At 36.3% G+C, this 19,400-nt stretch carries 18 protein-coding genes and 1 tRNA gene; 5 read left to right on the forward strand and 14 right to left on the reverse strand.

Annotation, left to right across the window (positions count from 1 at the left end; all coding sequences use genetic code 11):
- Nucleotides 1-24: 24 nt before the first annotated feature.
- The 3 genes from AC6CHH_RS04755 to AC6CHH_RS04765 form a co-directional block, all read right to left on the reverse strand.
- Nucleotides 25-1,236 carry a bifunctional 3,4-dihydroxy-2-butanone-4-phosphate synthase/GTP cyclohydrolase II gene (locus AC6CHH_RS04755; RefSeq protein ID WP_498280262.1) on the reverse strand — a complete coding sequence of 404 codons (1,212 nt, stop codon included), beginning with the start codon at nt 1,234-1,236 and terminating at the stop codon, nt 25-27.
- Between the two features lie 249 nt (nt 1,237-1,485).
- Nucleotides 1,486-2,946, reverse strand: coding sequence for an LptF/LptG family permease (locus tag AC6CHH_RS04760; RefSeq protein ID WP_498280264.1), 1,461 nt, complete (start codon nt 2,944-2,946; stop codon nt 1,486-1,488).
- 201 nt (nt 2,947-3,147) lie between these two features.
- Nucleotides 3,148-3,525 carry an START-like domain-containing protein gene (locus tag AC6CHH_RS04765; protein ID WP_498280266.1) on the reverse strand — a complete coding sequence of 126 codons (378 nt, stop codon included), beginning with the start codon at nt 3,523-3,525 and terminating at the stop codon, nt 3,148-3,150.
- 321 nt (nt 3,526-3,846) lie between these two features.
- Between AC6CHH_RS04765 and AC6CHH_RS04770 the strand changes: the two genes are divergently transcribed.
- A tRNA-Met gene (locus AC6CHH_RS04770) sits at nt 3,847-3,920 on the forward strand.
- A 371-nt stretch (nt 3,921-4,291) separates the two neighbouring features.
- Here the strand turns inward: AC6CHH_RS04770 and AC6CHH_RS04775 are convergent.
- From AC6CHH_RS04775 to AC6CHH_RS04790, 4 genes are all read right to left on the reverse strand, one after another.
- On the reverse strand, nt 4,292-4,453 hold the full coding sequence (locus AC6CHH_RS04775; RefSeq protein ID WP_498280268.1) for a hypothetical protein: 162 nt from the start codon (nt 4,451-4,453) through the stop codon (nt 4,292-4,294).
- A 944-nt stretch (nt 4,454-5,397) separates the two neighbouring features.
- Nucleotides 5,398-6,189, reverse strand: coding sequence for a hypothetical protein (locus AC6CHH_RS04780; protein WP_498280270.1), 792 nt, complete (start codon nt 6,187-6,189; stop codon nt 5,398-5,400).
- Nucleotides 6,190-6,212: 23 nt separating this feature from the next.
- On the reverse strand, nt 6,213-7,457 hold the full coding sequence (locus AC6CHH_RS04785; RefSeq protein WP_498280272.1) for an OmpA family protein: 1,245 nt from the start codon (nt 7,455-7,457) through the stop codon (nt 6,213-6,215).
- A gap of 152 nt (nt 7,458-7,609) precedes the next feature.
- Complete coding sequence (locus AC6CHH_RS04790) at nt 7,610-8,452, reverse strand: helix-turn-helix domain-containing protein (RefSeq protein WP_498280274.1); 843 nt, start codon at nt 8,450-8,452, stop codon at nt 7,610-7,612.
- Between the two features lie 364 nt (nt 8,453-8,816).
- Between AC6CHH_RS04790 and AC6CHH_RS04795 the strand changes: the two genes are divergently transcribed.
- The 4 genes from AC6CHH_RS04795 to AC6CHH_RS04810 are packed head-to-tail and all read left to right on the forward strand — an operon-like array spanning nt 8,817 to nt 12,842.
- Entirely contained in the window at nt 8,817-10,145 is a 1,329-nt protein-coding gene (locus tag AC6CHH_RS04795; protein ID WP_498280276.1) for a gluconate:H+ symporter, read from the forward strand.
- A 26-nt stretch (nt 10,146-10,171) separates the two neighbouring features.
- Nucleotides 10,172-10,645 carry a RidA family protein gene (locus AC6CHH_RS04800; RefSeq protein WP_498280278.1) on the forward strand — a complete coding sequence of 158 codons (474 nt, stop codon included), beginning with the start codon at nt 10,172-10,174 and terminating at the stop codon, nt 10,643-10,645.
- A gap of 3 nt (nt 10,646-10,648) precedes the next feature.
- Nucleotides 10,649-11,755 carry a D-TA family PLP-dependent enzyme gene (locus AC6CHH_RS04805; protein ID WP_498280280.1) on the forward strand — a complete coding sequence of 369 codons (1,107 nt, stop codon included), beginning with the start codon at nt 10,649-10,651 and terminating at the stop codon, nt 11,753-11,755.
- Between the two features lie 4 nt (nt 11,756-11,759).
- Nucleotides 11,760-12,842, forward strand: a complete 1,083-nt coding sequence (locus tag AC6CHH_RS04810; RefSeq protein ID WP_498280282.1) for a dipeptidase — start codon at nt 11,760-11,762, stop codon at nt 12,840-12,842.
- Nucleotides 12,843-12,909: 67 nt separating this feature from the next.
- Here AC6CHH_RS04810 and AC6CHH_RS04815 read toward each other — a convergent pair whose 3' ends face one another.
- The 7 genes from AC6CHH_RS04815 to AC6CHH_RS04845 form a co-directional block, all read right to left on the reverse strand.
- A complete protein-coding gene (locus AC6CHH_RS04815; RefSeq protein ID WP_498280284.1) occupies nt 12,910-13,443 on the reverse strand; it encodes a hypothetical protein in 534 nt (177 codons plus the stop codon).
- A 191-nt stretch (nt 13,444-13,634) separates the two neighbouring features.
- Complete coding sequence (locus AC6CHH_RS04820) at nt 13,635-13,856, reverse strand: hypothetical protein (RefSeq protein WP_498280286.1); 222 nt, start codon at nt 13,854-13,856, stop codon at nt 13,635-13,637.
- Between the two features lie 118 nt (nt 13,857-13,974).
- Nucleotides 13,975-15,585, reverse strand: a complete 1,611-nt coding sequence (locus AC6CHH_RS04825; RefSeq protein ID WP_498280288.1) for an ABC-F family ATP-binding cassette domain-containing protein — start codon at nt 15,583-15,585, stop codon at nt 13,975-13,977.
- Nucleotides 15,586-15,726: 141 nt separating this feature from the next.
- The gene (locus tag AC6CHH_RS04830) at nt 15,727-16,335 is read right to left on the reverse strand and encodes an alpha-ketoglutarate-dependent dioxygenase AlkB family protein (RefSeq protein WP_498280290.1); all 609 of its coding nucleotides are present in this window, start codon (nt 16,333-16,335) and stop codon (nt 15,727-15,729) included.
- A gap of 31 nt (nt 16,336-16,366) precedes the next feature.
- Nucleotides 16,367-17,242 (reverse strand): methylated-DNA--[protein]-cysteine S-methyltransferase, encoded by an 876-nt coding sequence (locus tag AC6CHH_RS04835; protein ID WP_498280292.1) that lies wholly within the window; start codon nt 17,240-17,242, stop codon nt 16,367-16,369.
- An 83-nt stretch (nt 17,243-17,325) separates the two neighbouring features.
- The gene (locus AC6CHH_RS04840) at nt 17,326-18,069 is read right to left on the reverse strand and encodes an SDR family NAD(P)-dependent oxidoreductase (RefSeq protein WP_498280294.1); all 744 of its coding nucleotides are present in this window, start codon (nt 18,067-18,069) and stop codon (nt 17,326-17,328) included.
- 149 nt (nt 18,070-18,218) lie between these two features.
- Entirely contained in the window at nt 18,219-19,232 is a 1,014-nt protein-coding gene (locus AC6CHH_RS04845) for an AI-2E family transporter (protein ID WP_498280296.1), read from the reverse strand.
- Nucleotides 19,233-19,400 lie beyond the last annotated feature (168 nt).

The raw sequence follows: 19,400 nt of genomic DNA on the forward strand, positions 1-19,400 counted from the left end.
TTTTAAGGCCTCCATTTTTCTGTTTTATAAGTTGTTTAAAGTGTGACCCATGCGGTCTCTTTTTGTTTTCAGATACCCTTCATTGTATTTATTTGGTATAATTTCAATGGGGATATTTTCAACTATTTCCAATCCGTAACCAATTAATCCGGCCCGTTTTGTTGGATTATTTGATAATAAGCGCATTTTGGTTACTCCCATATGACGCAATATCTGGGCTCCTACACCGTAATCTCTTAAGTCTGCTTTGAAACCAAGTTGAATGTTAGCATCCACAGTATCTGCGCCAGACTCTTGTAATTTATAAGCGTGAAGTTTATTAATTAGTCCGATTCCTCTTCCTTCTTGATTCATGTAAACGATAACACCTTTACCTTCATTTTGAATCATTTCCATAGATTTACGGAGCTGTGGACCACAGTCGCAACGGCATGATCCAAATATATCACCGGTCATACAAGAACTATGGACACGTACTAAAATAGGTTCTTCTTCTGTCCACTCTCCTTTATATAATGCTAAATGTTGTTCTCCCGTATTTTTTTGCGTAAATGCTTTCATTTTGAAATCTCCCCATTCGGTTGGCATTTCAACATTTACCTCTTCTTTTATTAAAGTGTCATGTTTTAATCGGTATTCAATTAAGTCCTCAATACTAACAATTTTTAGATCGAAACGCTGTGCGACTTTAATCAAATCTGGAAGGCGTGCCATTTCTCCATCATCTTTCAATATTTCTACCAACACACCGGCAGGTTCAAATCCGGCAAGTCTTGCTAGGTCAACAGATGCTTCTGTGTGGCCAGTTCTACGCAATACTCCACCGTCTTTTGCAATTAACGGGAATATATGTCCTGGGCGACCTAATTCTTCAGGGTTAATGTTAGGATCAATTAAAGCTTTGATCGTTTTGGATCTGTCTGAGGCTGAGATGCCTGTTGTACATCCATAACCTTGAAGGTCAACCGATACAGTGAAATTTGTTTCGTATACAGCTGTGTTATTATTAACCATTAACCCCAAGTTTAACTCTCGACATCTCTCTTCGGTTAAAGGAGCACAAACTAAACCTCTTCCATGGGTTGCCATGAAGTTTATAATTTCTGGTGTTGCATTACGAGCTGCAGTTACAAAATCTCCTTCATTTTCACGGTCTTCATCATCAACCACAATAATAACCTTACCTGCTCTTATATCTTCGATTGCCTCTTGAATCGTGTTTAATTTGATCTTCATTTGATAGTAAATAGTTGTACAAAGGTAAATGTTAATTGCGATTTATTTATAAGGAAGTTGTCATAAATCATTAACCGATTTTGGCTAATCATAATCGCTGTTTTAAGCATCAAATCGCATAGGCCGAACCTTATTTAATTGTCAGGTAATCAGAGGATAAAGTTTTGTTGCCATAGCTAATCGCATAAAAAAAGGCTTCCATATTAATCCAGAAGCCTCTAATTTTTATTCTTTTTAACCCATTAAATATTAGGTTAGTTCTTGTTTTGTTTTCTTTTTATTGAAAAACCCGAGAATCTTAGTGAAAAATTTGATCAACTTTTGTTTGTACTGATCAACGTCAAAGATAGCGGAGTCTGCCGTTGATTTATACGTTAAAAATATAGCTAATGGCGTTAACACTATGATGGCCATCCACATACCCCAAAGCGGAGTGAGACTTGCATCCTTTGCAGCCTTTTCTGCTAGGGTTGCTATAACGTGATATATTAAGAAAAAACATATTGCCATAACTACGGGTAACCCTAGACCTCCCTTGCGTATGATAGCCCCTAAAGGCGCCCCAATACCAAATAAGAGTAAACAAGAAACTGCTAATGTGAATTTTCTATGCCACTCAACATCATACCGAATGTCTTTTTCTGAATAGGGTTGATACTCAGCGGTTCTGTTTTGAGCCATTTCCCTAACTTGTCTTGCTTGGTTTAATCCATTGTTTATCGCCATACGTTCCTGGCCATTTATTTGCATCTGTGATAAGGAAACATTTGTTGCTGGTTTAAAAGTATTGTTCTGGCGATAATAGTTGGAATAGTAATTTACATAACGTTTTGATTCCACAACGTTAAGGTTTCTTAAACTGTCTAAAATAATTCGATTTGAGTCAGAATACTGTTTTAGCTGTTTTAGATTCAACATTTGATGGTGAGACTTAAATAAGTCTTGGTCCGTTCTATTCATCTGGAAACTACCCATATCAAATTTGGTGGTTGTTTCTCTAAATCGAAATCTAGTAAACTGTTGCCTTGGATCATAACGTTTGGCATTTTGTGTTCTTGATTCTTCATAACGTACCCCGTCTTTCAGTTCTAAAATCATGTATTCGTTATCAGCTGAATTCTGGATATACCCTTCTTTTGCAAAAGTAACATTTGTCGCCGTTCCTCCTGAGGGATGTTCATAAATCATCATATCATATAAGGTGGTTCCGTCCTCACTTTTACCTTTTGTACGAATCGAGTAACCAGGGATCGTGTTATTGAACACTCCGGGTTTAATAAAAAAGTCAGCTTTTTTCTTTCGAACATCATACAATAGGGATCCCATTTTTAAATTAACAACGGGTAATATATAATCAGAAAAGAAAAAAGATCCTGCGCTAAATAAAGCCACAAGAACAAACAATGGTGTCATTGCTTTTCGCAACGAAACGCCAGCTGCTTTAATGGCCACTAATTCATAACTTTCTCCTAAATTACCAAAAGTCATGATCGAAGATAAAAGCATGGATAATGGTAAAGCCATGGTTAATTGCACAGCGCACTGGTAGCTCAATAACTCGAGGATTACGTACCACTGAAACCCCTTCCCAATTAAGTCGTCAATGTATTTAAATAAAAACAGCATTAATAAGACAAACATCACAATAAAAAATGTGACCATAAATGGTTTGATGAATGCTTGTAATATTAATAAATTAATTTTTTTCATGGATTCCAATCACAAATGCACCAAGGAGACAAAAATACAACTTAGCCAATATGCAAAGATACAATTTTTGTGAACTCTTAAATGTTAGAAAATAGTTAATGTGAACAGGTTTTTTCTTTAGACCATGGGGATGGAATATTCAATTTCGAACGTTTAAACAACCTTGGTCATCTTTTAGACCAAAGGCTGTTTATCTTTCTTTTATGCACCGATTACTCTTTGAAGGTAACCAATGGAGTTGTCCCAGATTAGTTTTCTGTCTTCTAAGTTATCTTCCTTTACATAATCTGTAACGCTCAAGGCAACATCATTTGTTAGTTCATCTTGAATAATTTCAATCTCGAAGTAATATGGTTCATCATCCAACCATTTAAACTTGACGCTCTTGTTTTCTTTCACTGCAACTAGCCTAGCTTTATGTGATTCGTTATCCCAAATAAATTCATAAATTCCATCATGATAATTTACATCGTCTGCGAACCATTGAGTAAGTTCATTCGGTTCTTGCAAATAAGGGAAGAGAATTCGAGGAGATGAGTTCAACACATACTCAAGGTGTAATTTAATCTTTTCGGCCATATTTAACTTTTAGTTTATGCGTTTTAAAAATGTTTTTAGTTCTCAATAGCTAGCCTGTAAGTACGTACTAGGTTTTGTAATTATAATGAATAAATCCGTGATTCAAAAAAATGATGATATCTTTTTTTTAACAGTTGATGTGTTTTCATTGCGAGTTTTTCTGCTGTTTAGGTTCTAAAGACTGCTATAGATAGAATAGGCTATCTTTTTGATTTTAAATCGATTGGAAGAGAACAGGTAAATAACTTATATTTTGACCTTTTTTTTAGTAAAATATTCTTTGTTAATTGGTCCTAATTACTATCTTTGCATACCGAAAACGGCGGGGTAGCTCAGATGGTTAGAGCGCAGGATTCATAACCCTGAGGTCGGCAGTTCGATCCTGCTCCCCGCTACTTAAGGAGACACTACTTATCAGTTGTCTCCTTTTTTTATGCCAATAAAAATTTGTGATCCAAATTTTTACCGTTCTATTGTTTATAGTTCGATATCTATGGACATAATATTTGAGCTTTTGTTGAAGGGTATATTAAAAACACACTCTACTATAGCATTGAGGTCTTTTTTTTAAAGTTCGATTTCTCATCAAGGATTCGGCCTCTTGAGCCGTATCAGGTTTGTTGTAGTTCTTTTCGACAAGATACAGAAAATCCAATATAATACTTACTTCATCCTCATTCACTTGGATACCGTTTTTTGCTAATGTCGCAATTGCTCGTTTATCCGAAACCTTTTTATCTATAAAACCCGTTTCCTTAGTTGGTGTTTACCAACCCTTGGCGACTTCCCTGATAAATCCATTCTTGGTCAGAATTTCACGGTATTTACGATTAGGAATGTTATCGGTATGGATGCCTATTGTCCCTTTTTCTTGCAATTGCTGTAGAAACTCTAGGGCTTCTACAAATCTTTCTCGCGGTGTTGCCATATCGTTATTCGTTTATCAAACACTGATGTGCTTTTGTTATCAAACGTTGATGTGGTAAATTCAGTAAATCTTGTTGTTATATTTTTATTAAATATGATGTGTTAGTTTTATTAAACCATGTTCAATATTACAATCGTAGGTATACCTTAGACGTATTAAAAAAGAAAGAAAGCTAAAAATAAATTCGATGGCGTTATACCTCAATAGTTTCATAGTTATGAACTATTAGAATAAAAATTGAGGTAAAAATCGAAGGCTAAAGAATCTAGCACTTTCTTTAAGCCCTCGATTTTTATTCTGTTAAAGGAGATTGCAATGGATTCCTTTAACAGGGATTACTTATGTTACTCCAATACCTGATTTTGCCGATGCTTTAAGGATTGAATCTACATTTGTCACTTTATTTTCTTTGAACATCTTATTGGCGTTTATTATATCCTTTTGGACCAGGATATAATATTGTTCGGGTAGAAAAATAATATCCTTGCCAAGAGGCTATTCTTTCAGATAATCAATTTTATAAGGGGCTTGTCCCTTTTTTTATTTCTTTTAGAGAACAATGATTCTGATTTTGCAGAAACGTTTCTAGAGAAACAATGGGATCAAAATGTCCTCGATTTAACAATTGGATTAATATAACATTAGCATATAACTACAGTTATAGTTTTTGATTAGCGTGACCAAATCTATAGCTGCACTCCATCCTACATTACTTTAATAACAAAAGTACCGATACCTAAGCAGAGTCCTTCAATGCGAAATTGAAAGCTTTCAGAAGTGCATTCCGTAGGGTGAGAAAGTTTTTTATCTTTAACGCGAGTTCTTCGTCAATTTTTGTATTTGATTGCTCGTTCACGTGCATTTGACTTGATCTCAATTTTTGAAAAAACAAATGAAAAACATTTATAAGAATAGCACTACCAAATAAATGGATAAATAAGATATTATTCCACGTTCCTTTTTTCATAAGTAATAGTATATCTCCGGACTAAATCTCCATCCTCTTTTTTCACTTCGTATGTGATAATGTTTCCTTGATCATCTCGTGTGCTGGTATAATAATACCTAATGGGCTCATAAAGTTTAACATTGCCGATTTCATTTTTACTAAAAGCAAAATGTTCCATTGCATGATGAAAGGGTCTGGGGTCCGTTCCGCCGGCTAGAAAATCGGAAAAAACTGCAAGAGCCATTTGTACTTTATCCTCGTTGAATACTCCTTTTCCGCTTAAGTAGTTCATTTCCAAATATGTAGTTCCTCCCATGTAATGTGCTATTTTTTGCAAATTATTATTTGCATCCCAAAAGTAGCGTTTAAATGAAATATCATACGTGTTATTGATTGAATTATGGGTGACGGGTACGACTGTACCATTTCGTTTATACTCAATAAGTATGTCATTTTCGTACTTAAATTCAAAGATATACCCAAAATTGAGGCCAGTTGAGGATACTACGTCCATATTGGCCCGCGTAATCAAATCTAGCTCATTATAGATAAATGCTGTTTTATAAATCCGTAGACCTATTTTAAAATCAAAGTTTTTTATCCGGTTCTTTTCATCATACTCGAATGTTGATTCTCTAATGGCTCCGCCAACCGGAAAAGTGAGCCGTATGGTCTTAACAAAATAGCTTTGATCGATTGGCTCTGGTTCTGGTTCTGAATTATTTTTTTTACTACAAGAAAATAGGGTAATCAAAAAAATAGCTAGAATAAATAATATTTTTTTCATCTGTTTGAGCTTTTGAATGTGTGTTATATTTTAATAAATTCAACCCTTCGGTTTGTGGCCTTACCTTCAGATGTCGAATTGCTTGATACCGGATCTGAGGCGCCTTTTCCATCTGTAGACAAACGACTACCACTTATTCCAAATTCTCTTTCTAAGATCTTTTTTACAGCTTCTGCCCGCTGATGTGACAATTTCATGTTCAGCTCAGCATTCCCGTCGCTATCCGTGTGTCCGACGATTTTTATTTTTATATCCATCTGCTCGTTTAATACATTTGCCATTTCCTTCAATATTCCATAGGACTGAGGTTTTATAGTCGCCGATCCCGTTTCAAAATGGATTCCTGTGGTGCTATATTTGCCTGTAGTGAGTAATTGATTTCGAGAATCCATTCCTGACTCACCAATGCGTAGATTGGTAATATAAAATCCATCATTGGGTTTGGGCAGCAGAGGGGCCGCACGAAAATGAAAGTTGTTGCGCAGGTTATCGGGCTCGAAGGCTTTTGGTAAATCAAACATCTTGCGATCATTCATATATAACCGTATGCGCGTGCTATTCACAGCAATACTCACATGAATAACTTTTGCGGCCATCTGGTTTGCAGGCCAGGATTGGGTAGTTTCCCTGCCTGAGTAAAGGCTGGTTGAATAACCAACATTGTCTTTTATCGTTGCTGGGATTTGAAAATAGAATAGTTTTTTATGTTGAATAGTTGATTTGGCAGGATTGCTCACTTCGGTAAAACCAAAAGTTATCGGTGGCCGGGTTACCCCGGTTGGGTAAAATAGGTCAAATTCTATTGTGAAATTTTCAGGCAGGACATTTTTCAATTCCGGAAAACTTAGGGTATTGTCAGGAATCTTCAACCATTTTCCCTCTAGGTTATGTAGGTCGACAATTTCGCCCGATCCGTTTGTGTTCCATCGCGTAGGAAAATCTCCTTTTGCCTGTTGAAGAAAATTGTCAAAAAATAGAATTTTCTCTCCAGAAATAAAATCAAATTTTGAAGACGCATAATTAGTTGTTTTTTTATCTTCTGGAGATTTTTCTGTCTGTTCTGCTCGACCCTTATCCTTTTTTTTATCGATACTTTCTTCGACTTTATCCAGTCCTTTGTCAATCGCTTTATCTGTCTTGCGATCTATTCGTTGATTGATTTTACGCTCAATCTTTTTTTCAAGCTTCTTAAATATCTGCGCGTTACTTTTTTGTGGGAGAACAAAAAAGCAGATGGATATAAGTGCTGTGACGATGTAATTTTTCATTTTTTTTCTTCTAAATTTTAACAGCTTTTAACCCTTTATCGTATTGGGATGAAGGACTAATGTGAGCTACACGTAAAATTAGAATGACGGGAACGGGCTAGATTGTAAAAAAACCCAAATTTATAGCGTACCAGGAAAACGTAAAGGAATAGTTAGCGGGATTTTTTGCTGCCAGTTACTTCCAGAGCGGAAATATGGCTTGAAAGATTCTGAAGACTCAAATGTATTTGAGATGGAGTATATCCAAAGAAATGCTTGAATTCATGAATAAAGTGGGACTGATCAAAATAACCGTATAAATAGATAATTTCCTGCCAGTCAGAGGTTGCGGTGTCTTTTAAAAATTTATTCGCTTGATTAAAACGGATAATTCTGCTGAATGTTTTCGGGGATAATCCTACCTGTTCTTTAAAATGATGTTCTAGTGAACTCTTTGACATATTGCAAAGGTTGTATAATTCCTTAATGGACAGATTTCCATTATGCATCATGATTTGATTGCATGCACAGGCAATCCTGTCTGTTTTAAGGTTTTCATTTTTTGCCAACTGCTCCATCAACCAGTCTTCTAGTAGTTTTAAGACATAGGGGGGATCTGCTGCATAATCTTCCATCTTTCTACATAAAGTCGCGATTTGCGTACCTAACATATCGGAAACCAACGTACATTCATTAAGCAGAAGTTGTTGAGGAATCCCAAGGAGTTTAAAGGCACCGAAAGGCTTGAACATCACATAAATCATTGACGAGGATGATGTGGTTAGGTGATGGTGATGGTCTAATTGTCCTGTAAAATTAAAGCGCACATGATAATATTTATCCCGCTTGGCATTATATAAAAAATGTTCTTCGTCAAGAATAAAGGTAAGAACGCCATGACCAACAGGAAATAAGTCCAGTTCCACTTGTTCTGGCTGACTTCCAACTTTGGAATGCATATACACCTGTATATATGGTTGTAATGAAGGGTGAGGAATATAAACCTTGGTGTTCATGGAATAAATTTACGTATAATAATTGATTGCTTGTCTTTGCCTTTAGGAGTTAAAAACACAATTCGTTAAACTTTGTTTTTTTGTGTTTTATTGTACGCTTTTGTTTTCTAGTATATTGCTATTAAAGATCAATGCCTCGAATGAAAAGTTTCTCATGGAAACAGAAATCACATGGTGTGAGAACCAAGTCTTAAAATAGGATCCCTTTTCTAGTTTATAATTTTAACCTTTTTTGAAAAAAATGAGTAATCCCGGCTCATTTTTGCCGTATTTACTTAGATATTACTATATTAGATAAATAATCAACCAAAGTTTTCTAAAAAGAAAATCTTATTAAATCATCGTTACTGATTTATAAAACTAAATGGTATTTACAATTGTATTCCTTAGTCTACTGCTGCTAATCGTTTGCATAACGTATTTTAAAATCAATGCATTTTTGGCGTTTCTTGTTGTTTCAATACTGGCGGCAGTTGCGTTAGGTATCCCACTTGTGACTATCCCAAGTACCGTGGAAAAAGGGATATCTTCTATTATGGGAGGACTTACACTCATCATTGTTCTGGGGGCAATGCTTGGAAAGATTATCGCCCAAAGCGGTGCTGCAGAAAATATTGCTACGGTTATGGTGCGACTGTTTGGCGTAAAATATCTCCAATGGGGGATGGCTTTTACGGGATTTATAGTGGGTATACCCTTGTTTTATGGAGTGGGGTTTGTACTACTTGTGCCTTTAATATTTTCAATAGTTTATAAATTTAAGTTATCTGCAGTTTATATCGGTTTGCCCATGCTCGCAGCGCTCTCTGTGACGCATGGTTTCGTGCCACCTCACCCTTCCCCGGTCGCATTAGTTATATTGTTTGAAGCGGATATGGGCCTTACCTTAATATACGGATTGCTTATAGCAATTCCAGCTATTGTCATCGGTGGTCCTCTTTTTGGTCGGACATTGGGAAAAATAAAGGCAGGAAAATCTGAGATTTTTGATCCGCAGGAAAATAATACAACTGACAGCGGTTTCACGCAACCCGGAAAATGGAATAGCTTTGTGACAACGCTACTGCCCGTATTGCTGTTGATTCTATTGACCATACTCCCTTATGTGATTCCAGCCTCTAACGCATTTGTTCATGAATTTATGAGTTTTATTGGCTCGCCATCCATTGTGATGTTAATATCCATCATTTTCGCTTCCTTTTCTTTAGGTATCTATCAAGGGCGCTCGATGAAAGATGTGATGATAATCTATGGAGAGGCAGTGAAAGATATTGCAATGATTTTATTAATTATCGCGGGCTCAGGTGTTTTTAAGCAAGTCATGGAGGAAAGCGGAGTAAGTATTCAATTGGCTAAAAGCTTACAAAACTTGCCTGTACATCCTTTAGTTCTAGCTTGGTGCATCACAGCGATTATTCGGGGATGTGTTGGATCGGCGACTGTAGCTGCGCTGACGGCAGCTGGTGTCTTGTTGCCCCTATTGCAAAACTCAGGTATAAATCCTAACCTTATGGTTTTGGCTATAGGCGCGGGAAGTTTAATGTTTTCGCATGTTAATGATTCTGGTTTTTGGATGTTTAAAGAGTATTTTGGATTGTCAATCAAAGATACTCTGCGATCCTGGTCGGTAATGGAAGCTTTAGTTGCCATCGTTGGTCTGTTAGCAGTGCTATTATTATCTTTGTTTATATAATCGAATTTGTCACTAAAAAATAAAAAATGATGTTTAATGCAGATGAACAGTTTAAAAAATTAGGGTTGTCACTTCCTCCTGCGCCTTCTCCAAAAGGGGTATATAAGCCTTATGTAATAGATGGTAAGTACTTATACCTTTCGGGCCATGGACCTGTGCAGGATGATGCTAGCCTAATGATAGGTCGTATTGGACTCGATTTAAATATAGAAGCTGGTAAATTATCTGCTAAACAGGTGGGTTTAACTATGCTCTCTACGATCCAATCAAACCTTGGTTCGTTAAATAAAATAAAAAGGGTTATTAAAGTACTTGGGATGGTTAATTGTACCCCTGATTTTGAACAACATCCTTACATCATAAACGGATGTAGTGAGCTCTTTGCTGCGGTATGGGGAGAAGAAAACGGCATTGGCACGCGGAGTGCTGTGGGCTTTGGTTCACTACCAGATAATATTCCAGTAGAAATAGAAGCATTGTTTGAATTGTATGAGGATTAGGTAATGAAACATTGGTATGAAACGGAAAATGCGGATACTATCGATTCGCCTGCCCTTTTGGTATATCCTGATCGAATTGATTATAATATCCGCCTATTAAAAAAAATGGTTGGTGGGGATGTCGGCCGATTACGACCCCATGTCAAGACCAATAAAATGATTGAAGTGTGTAAGATGATGATGGAGCAGGGGATTGAACAATTCAAATGCGCAACAATCGCTGAGGCTGAGATGCTTGCATTGTGTGATGCCAAGGATGTACTGATGGCTTATCAACCTGTTGGCCCTAAACTAAATCGATGGATGAAACTTGTAGAGTCATACCCAAATACACATTTTTCATGTCTTGTGGACAATGCGGATTCAATAGGAGAGTTGGGGGCTATTTCGAGCAATAAAAGGATTCATTTAAATATATACTTTGATATTGATATAGGCATGGGGCGTACCGGAACTTCTGTGACTCAAATAGAAAGTTTGTGGGCCGCTCTTGAAGAACAGAAGTCGTTGTTCCTGGAAGGACTGCATGGTTACGATGGTCATATTCATCACAACGATCCAATGGTTCGTGAAAAACAAAGTGATGTTTCTTATGCATTACTGTTTGAAGCTTTTATTTCTATTCAATCTAAATACTCTTATGCCTTAAAGATGGTCATAGGAGGAAGCCCTAGTTTCAGCAGTCATGCCAACAGAAAGGAGGTAATTTGTAGTCCAGGCACATTTGTTTTCTGGGATTGGGGATATCGCACTCAGATACCTGAACAGGAATTCAAATACGCTGCAGTCTTATTAACCCGTGTTATTTCTGTAATCGATCAAACCCATATCTGTGTTGATTTGGGGTACAAAGCGGTCGCCTCAGACCCTCCAATACCGAGGGTAACATTTTTAAACGCGGATGATGCACTAATCGTTTTTCAAAGTGAGGAACATTTAGTGTTGTCTGTACAGGATAGTGGCACATACCCAATAGGAAAAGTTTTGTACGCTGTTCCAACACATATTTGTCCAACTGTAGCCCTCTACGATAGAGTTTCAGTAATCCAAGATTATCAAAAAACAACCACTTGGCAAGTGATCGGCCGAAATAGAATGTTAAATATTTAAACAAATGAGTAATCAACAGCCCTTTTTGATAGACGGCCATCTTGACCTTAGCATGAATGCATTGGAGTGGAATCGAGACTTGCGGATATCCATTTCAGAATTGAACAAAAGAGAGCAAGGAATGCACGATAAACCCGACCGCTCTCTTGCTACTGTGACATTCGAGGAATTGCGTAAAGGGAATATAGGTTTAGTCGTAGCGACACAAATTGCACGGTATGTCAAACCTGAAAGTTCACTTCCTGGTTGGTTTTCGCCAGAACAGGCTTGGGCACAAACACAAGGGCAGTTAGCTTGGTACAAAGAAATGGAAGCAGCCGGGTTTATGCGGATGATTTGCACAAAAGATCAACTGGATGTCCATATTGCTGAATGGACCAGTGGTACCGTAAATGACACGAAACCCATTGGTTATTTACTAAGCCTTGAAGGTGCAGATTCTATCGTTGATCTAGGGTATGTTGAAAGGGCTTACAACTATGGCCTTCGCGCTATTGGACCTGCTCATTATGGTCCAGGTCGATATGCTAATGGAACAGATTCCAACGGTAAATTGAATGCGGATGGTATCGCTTTGTTGGCAGAAATGGATCGTTTAAATATGATATTGGATGCGACTCATCTGAATGATGATGCTTTTTGGGATGCTTTAGAACGTTATCAGGGTCCGGTTTGGGCGAGCCATAATAATTGCCGAGTTTTTGTAGATCATAACAGACAATTTAGCGATGATATGATTCGAGCGTTAGTTAAACGAAATGCTGTGATAGGTGTAGCGCTGGATGCTTGGATGATGGTGCCCAACTGGGTCAGAGGAAAGTCTACTCCCTTAGGTACAAAATGCAATATGGAAATTATGGCCAATAATATAGATCATATTTGCCAAATTGCTGGGAACGCATCTCATGTTGCTGTAGGTAGTGATTTAGACGGTGCTTTCGGACGTGAGCAATGTCCCTATGATTTGGAGACAATCGCTGATATACAGAAGTTGTTTCCTATTCTAAGGAAAAGAGGCTACAAAGAGAAAGAAATTACCCAGATTGCACATGAAAATTGGCTTCGATTTATTAGGAATGCGTTGTGAAATGTTTCTGCATAGCATTGAAAATACTTTCCATTCATTTTAAAACTAAACGAAAATTAAAGCTGCATTAATACATTGAGCTTTTAATGGGTTTAAAAGTGATAATAGGTTGATTGGTCGAAAATGTGGAGTCTAATAACTGCTTTAATGCTAATTCATTGATCGTCAATTTTAAAATTTTATATCTTAATTGCATATATAAATTATCCTGGTTTTGGTTATTCTTTTTCTCTCCAAGAGTCAAGTTCGTTTTGTATTGAATGGTTAAGGTGGAATCCGTATCGGAGATCTGATAATCTCCCCAAATTTCCATATTTTCTAGCTCTGGTGCGAATTTCAATAAATCCATATTCGATCTATTTTGTAATGAACTTTCTACTTTATGGCTGTATTGATTGGGAGTGAAGCTAAAACTTGAGGTTTTTAGATACTTTATCGGTTCTATTTGATCAGTATATTGTTCTTCAACCTCGATTTGATTTGTCCATATGAATTTTTCTAAGAGCGTTCTATTAATGAGCTGTTTTTCAGGAATCAATTCATCATCCTTACATCCAATGATGAAGACAAGGGAAAGATATAGTAATAAATTCCATTTCATGATTCGGATTTTGGTTAATGAATACTGTTGTTAATGTGGTCAAGTATTTCGGTAATTAACGCTAATTTAAGGTGAATTATTTAATAATCAAACAGTTAATTTCATTATTTTGTTTTGAACAAATGAAAATTTTTCTAAAATAGTCCGGTCGACTTATTTTTTTAATGAGATAGAAGCTTACAGATGAGCTATTAACTTGCATACAGAATATCGTAGGTCAAAATAATTAGTCCGTCATTGTATTGTATGGATACAAAATATTTCCCTGTTGGCGTTTTACTTACAGTACATTTTCCAAGCGTACCCTTTACTTCACGGTGACTATTTACTTTAATAGCTTTTTTAAACTTTGGTGCGTAAAACATCCCATTTTCAAGTTTAGCAAATTGCGGGATCGTGAAACTATTCTGCATCTCCTGAGACCATTCGTGGGTACATACTCAATCAGGCGTAGTCGCTTACATCCCGCAGGCTAAAGACCTCTGGGTTTTACGCTCTATTTTATAAATAATTTTTTTCATGATTTCGATTTTAAATTTGAATATCTCGTTGAGGGTATAGTTGTATTATTTTATCAGCTTTGATCTCTTTGATAAATTGTTCGTCATGTGAGACAACAAGTAAAGTCCCGTAAAATTCGTTTAAAGCTGTAGCGAGAATGGTGATGTTTTGAATATCAATATTATTTGTAGGTTCATCCAATATAATTAAATCAGGTGCTTGACTTGAAATATTTAATAGGCAAATGATTAATCTCATTTTTTCACCACCACTCAAAAGATAACACGGTTTATCCCAATCTTCTTTTTTGAAAAGGAATCTATCTAACCTTATTTTAATTTCATGTTCAAGCAATCCGGAATTGTTAAAAGATTGCCCCATTTCGTAAATCGATAAAGGAGTCTGAAGTAAAGAATATTCCTGATCGAGGTAAATACTGTTCATATTGGCTTTGAAAATTTGACCATGAGTGAATGGTATGACTTCTAAAAGTATCTTAATAAGGGTCGTCTTACCGGCCCCATTAACGCCCTTTAAGACAATCCTATCTCCGTGGCTAATCCTAAAATTCAGGTGCTCTCCCCAAAGATTCTTTCCATTTAATTCTATGTTCAAATCCTTCGCCTCCAGGAGAGCTTTGCCTTGGTGTAAATTTGATGATGAAAAACCAAATTTCATTTGCTCTAAATTTTGAATGTTTTTTCTAACTTCAGAAATATCCTGATGAATACCATTGATCTTGTCCTGGTGAATGGACTTTAATTTCGAAGTGCTAACCTCAGCTTTGCTCTTTAAACTATTTAATAGGATTTTTGGAAGACCCGCCTTTTGTTTTTTCTTTTTTGCTGTGGCATTTAATTTTTGTTGCCTTTCGATGGAGTCTCTTTCTTTCTGCCTGGCTTGATTTAATTCCTTTTGTTTATGGTGTATTTCTAGACTTAAAGCATTGTTGGCAATTGATTTTTGTTCAAAATAGAAATCATAATTACCACCGAACATGGCTATTCCTTTATGAGTTAATTCAGCCATAACAGGAATTAAATTCAATAGTCTTCGGTCATGACTAACGATGATCAACGTTTTATTTGTTTTCTCAATAAACTCATAGAGTAAACTTCTAGCCGGTTCATCCAAATGGTTAGTCGGTTCATCCATCAGTATCAACTCAGGATTATGAATGTTTATTCCTGCTAAGAAAACCTTGGTTTTTTCTCCGCCGCTTAAATGAGCTAATTTTTTACTGAGATCCATATTGTGAAGTTGATAAGCGTTTAGGGCTTGCTCACATCGTTCTTCAATAGACCAATCCTCATTCAGGATGTCCATGTTCTGAATGGAAATGTTACCAATTAATATTTCTTGCAAAGCCTCTAGTTTTTCTGAAATACCAAGTGCTTGGGCAACACTAAAGTCGTTGTACTTATCGAATAGCTGGGGAATATAATAAGGGATATCAGTGCAGGAAAGATTACCGGAGGATAGCCGTGATTGTCCGGCTATAATTTTTAACAGCGTGGACTTTCCAGTTCCGTTATTGCCAATTAAGGCAATTTTTTGTTGTTTATTAACAATCAGATTTAAATCTTGAAACAACACCTCTTTATTAGGGTGCAGATAGGTCGCATTTTGTAAATTAATCATAATTTCTTTCACTTTGGGTTCAAACGAAAAGCTTACACCAATTATGGCGGCTGTTTTATTGTGGAAAGAAACTTGCTATTACATGCTGTATTTTAGGGGTTTATGTTTTACAAAAGTAAAAAAAATATAAATGGCATACAATTATTTGCTAAAATTTTCTATAGTTCTGAAAGTCAGGTTGATCCTTGGTCCATGATTTATTTTGGTAGGAGGTAAACGATGTAACCAATGCGTTTGGGTCTGATCTTTCATGATTAATAAGCTTCCATTTTCTAAAATAAGATCCACCTTTTGCTTGGTTTTTTTGTGTTTAAATGAAAATTTACGTTCTGCTCCGAAAGTTAAGGACGCTATAGCCCCATTTTTCTTTAAGTCCGTCTCTCCATCACTATGCCAAGCCATGCCTTCAGAACCGTTATGGTATAGATTAAGCAAACAAGAATTAAAAGTTTCGCAGGTAACATCTTCAACAAGATTTTTTAATACGAGTAGTTCATCTGTCCAGGGGAGTGCTGTTTTGAGAATCCCTGAATAACTGTAATCGTAATTATGATCGCCATACCAGGCTACTTTTCTTTTTGTTTGGATTCGTTTTCCAAACAATATGGCTTGATCGTGTTTCCATTCGATTTGATTCATGAGATTCTCGTAAATACTTCTTTTTTCATGGATAATTGGTCCAAAGTAGTTTACAATCCCATCGTATGGCAATAAATTCTTTGTTGGTTCCGCTGTATTGAATAATTTCATTTGTGTTTGTCTGTTCCTATTATCCTAAGCTTCATAATACATCTCTGCTCGGGCTATAGGCTTGTTTATCGTTTTTTGAGAGCTCCCAAGCGATCATCGCGGTTTTACGAACAGGATTCCATCGATATCCTCCAAAATGACCAGTCGATTGAATAACGCGGTGACATGGAATTAAAAATGCGATGGGATTTTGTCCAATTGCAGTTCCAACAGCTCTCGATGCTTTGGGGTGATCAATACGACAGGCGATATCCTTGTAGCTAGATAGTCTCCCTGATTCGATTTGGAGCAATGCCTGCCATACTTTTAATTGAAATGCAGTTCCTTTGAGGTGTAATTTGATGGTGTCTAATGAATTATTCCCCACAGTAAATAACTGTAAAGCTTGTCGATGGAATTCAGTCTCTAGTTGAATGAAATTTGCTAATTGAAAATGTGATTTCATTTCAATAATACTCATTTCTTTGCGATCTGAAAATGCCATAAAACAGATTCCTTTCTGGGTAGAGGCAATAATACATTCACCAAAAGGAGTCTGTTGAAAACTATAATGTATGGTCAAACCTTCTGCTGAGTTTTTATATTCTGCCGGAGTCATTCCTTCAATCTGGATGAACAGATCGTGAAGTCTACTCGTACTGCTTACTCCTGTTAAAAGATGTGTGTCGAATAAGGTTTTTTGCTCCTGTTTTAATAAACGTTTGGCATAACCTATTTGGGTATATTGCAGAAATTTTTTGGGACTTGTACCGGCCCACTCTGAAAATATTCTTTGAAAATGAAATGGACTCAAGTGAACATGTGCAGCAATTTCCTCTAAGCTTGGGTGTTGCTGAAAATGATCCTGAATATATTGAATAGCCGAAGCAATTCTTGAGAAATTGATTTCTTTTTGCGTATTTTCCATAATCAAATTTCCAGATTTTTTTAATTAATTAAAATCCGATTCTTGCTAAGATAATTTTATATTCATTTGATTTTTAACTCATGCTATCTGGCGAGGTAACCCCCATCAACTGGGTAATAAGACGCGGTTACAAATGAAGACTTCTCGGAGGCCAACCACAAGGCAAGTTCTGCAACCTCTTCGGGTTTACCTAATCGTTGAAATGCGTGTTGGGTTTCCAGATATTGTACTGCTTGCGGGTCCATGGCCTTGTCAACTAAAGGTGTTGCTATAAATCCTGGACCAATTGCGTTTACGCGAACTCCTTTGGTTGCGTATTCCCAACCTGCTGCTTTTGTTAATCCAACTACGCCATGTTTTGCAGCGGTGTAGGCGGCGGATTTTGCGAAGCCAACACTACCCAAAATGGATGCCATATTTATAATACTTCCACCCACTTTTTCAATCTCAGGAAGTTGATAATGCATGCCATAAAATACACCATTAAGGTTGATATCAATCACTTTTTTCCACTCCTCAATATCCAAATCACCAACGGTTGCCGATTTACCACTTATACCTGCATTGTTTACGGCGATATGAAGTCCTCCGAAATTTTCAATCGCAGCCTCTACGATTTTTTTGTTTTCTAGGGGGGAGGAAGTATCAGCCTTTACAAAAATAACATTCCCATCTCCAATATTGTCAATTAATTCATTTCCTAATTGATCATTTAAATCTGCGATGACTACTTTAGCTCCTTTTCTGACAAAGAGTTCCACAATAGCTTTGCCAATTCCTGAAGCTCCTCCGGTTACGATTGCCACTTTGTTTTCTAAAAGTTTCATAAATTCTCCCTTTTGTATATTATGTTCTAATTTAACCAATCTTAAGCTTGGAATGATGGTAAAGCCTGAGGTAGTAACTGGTTTATGACTTTAATTTGAGATATACTTAGAAAGCTTACAATGCGCTGGTAAAGCAGTATGGAGAATATTTAATTGAAAGGATGCTCTTTGGCAGATGAATCTTTAGATTTGCCGAATTCATTTGTGTATACTTTTATCAAAACGCCAACCGAGGATAAAATTAATGGACCAAAAATTAACCCCAGCATTCCAAAGAGTTTTAAACCTAGAAGCACTCCAAATACGGTAATTAAAGGAGGTACATTTCCTAAAGTTTTTAAAATTGTGAAACGAAGTATATTGTCAATACTCCCAATTAATATCAAACCAAATAATCCAATAGCAATCCCATTTCCAAGTTCCCCTGAGGCAATAGTGATTAAAGACAATGGTATATAAATTGTCATCGTGCCTAATATAGGAATAATAGAGGCTACGCCGGTTAATATGCCCATCAAGATGAAATTATCTACGCCAAAAATCCAATACCCCAGCATCGCTACAATACCTTGACACACCCCAAGAATTGGAATCCCGAGTGCGTTTGAACGAACCATCAGATGGACCTCTGCCCAAATTTCTAATTTGCTCTTCTCAGAAAAAGGAATGGCAGTTATGATGTAGTTTTCCATTCTTCGGCCATGAACTTGCATGAAATACAACACAAAAAATGTGACCAGTAAGTTTACACCTACCTCAGCCACTGAATTTAATATGCTAGGAACGTATTTGGTTAATCTTTGTAATCCGCTTAATAAAGCTTCGTCTGATAGATCTATATCTTTTAAAAACGGCTTATCACTTAAATACTGTTTTAAAAGATTGAATTGAGCTACAATGTTTTCTGTATTACTAAGCAATCCAGTTATTTGAGGGGTTAGATAATCAATGATACCCCAAAGTGGTAAAACGATAAATACGATTGATATTAGAATAAACAATAAACTAGTTAGTGTTTTATTCCATTTTCTTATTTCTGTCAGTTTGAAATATGAAAACCTAAACAAGACATAGAGTGTAATGGCACCAAGGAATCCCGGAAGATAATAAAACAAATTCTTAAAAATAAGAATGCCAATCAAGATTATTATAATGATTAACATAATCTGATTAATAGAATTGTTGTTAATTTGCCTGCCGCTCATAGTGAATTATTTCTAAGACCAAGTTAAGGAAAATTTAAAGAAATTTTATTTCGGCCTTGATCTGCAAAAGGTAATTTTTGCAAAAAAGATCTCTTTATGAAATGAGATGGAGTAAAAAAAAGTCCG

It is taken from the genome of Sphingobacterium sp. GQ94 (assembly GCF_059758715.1).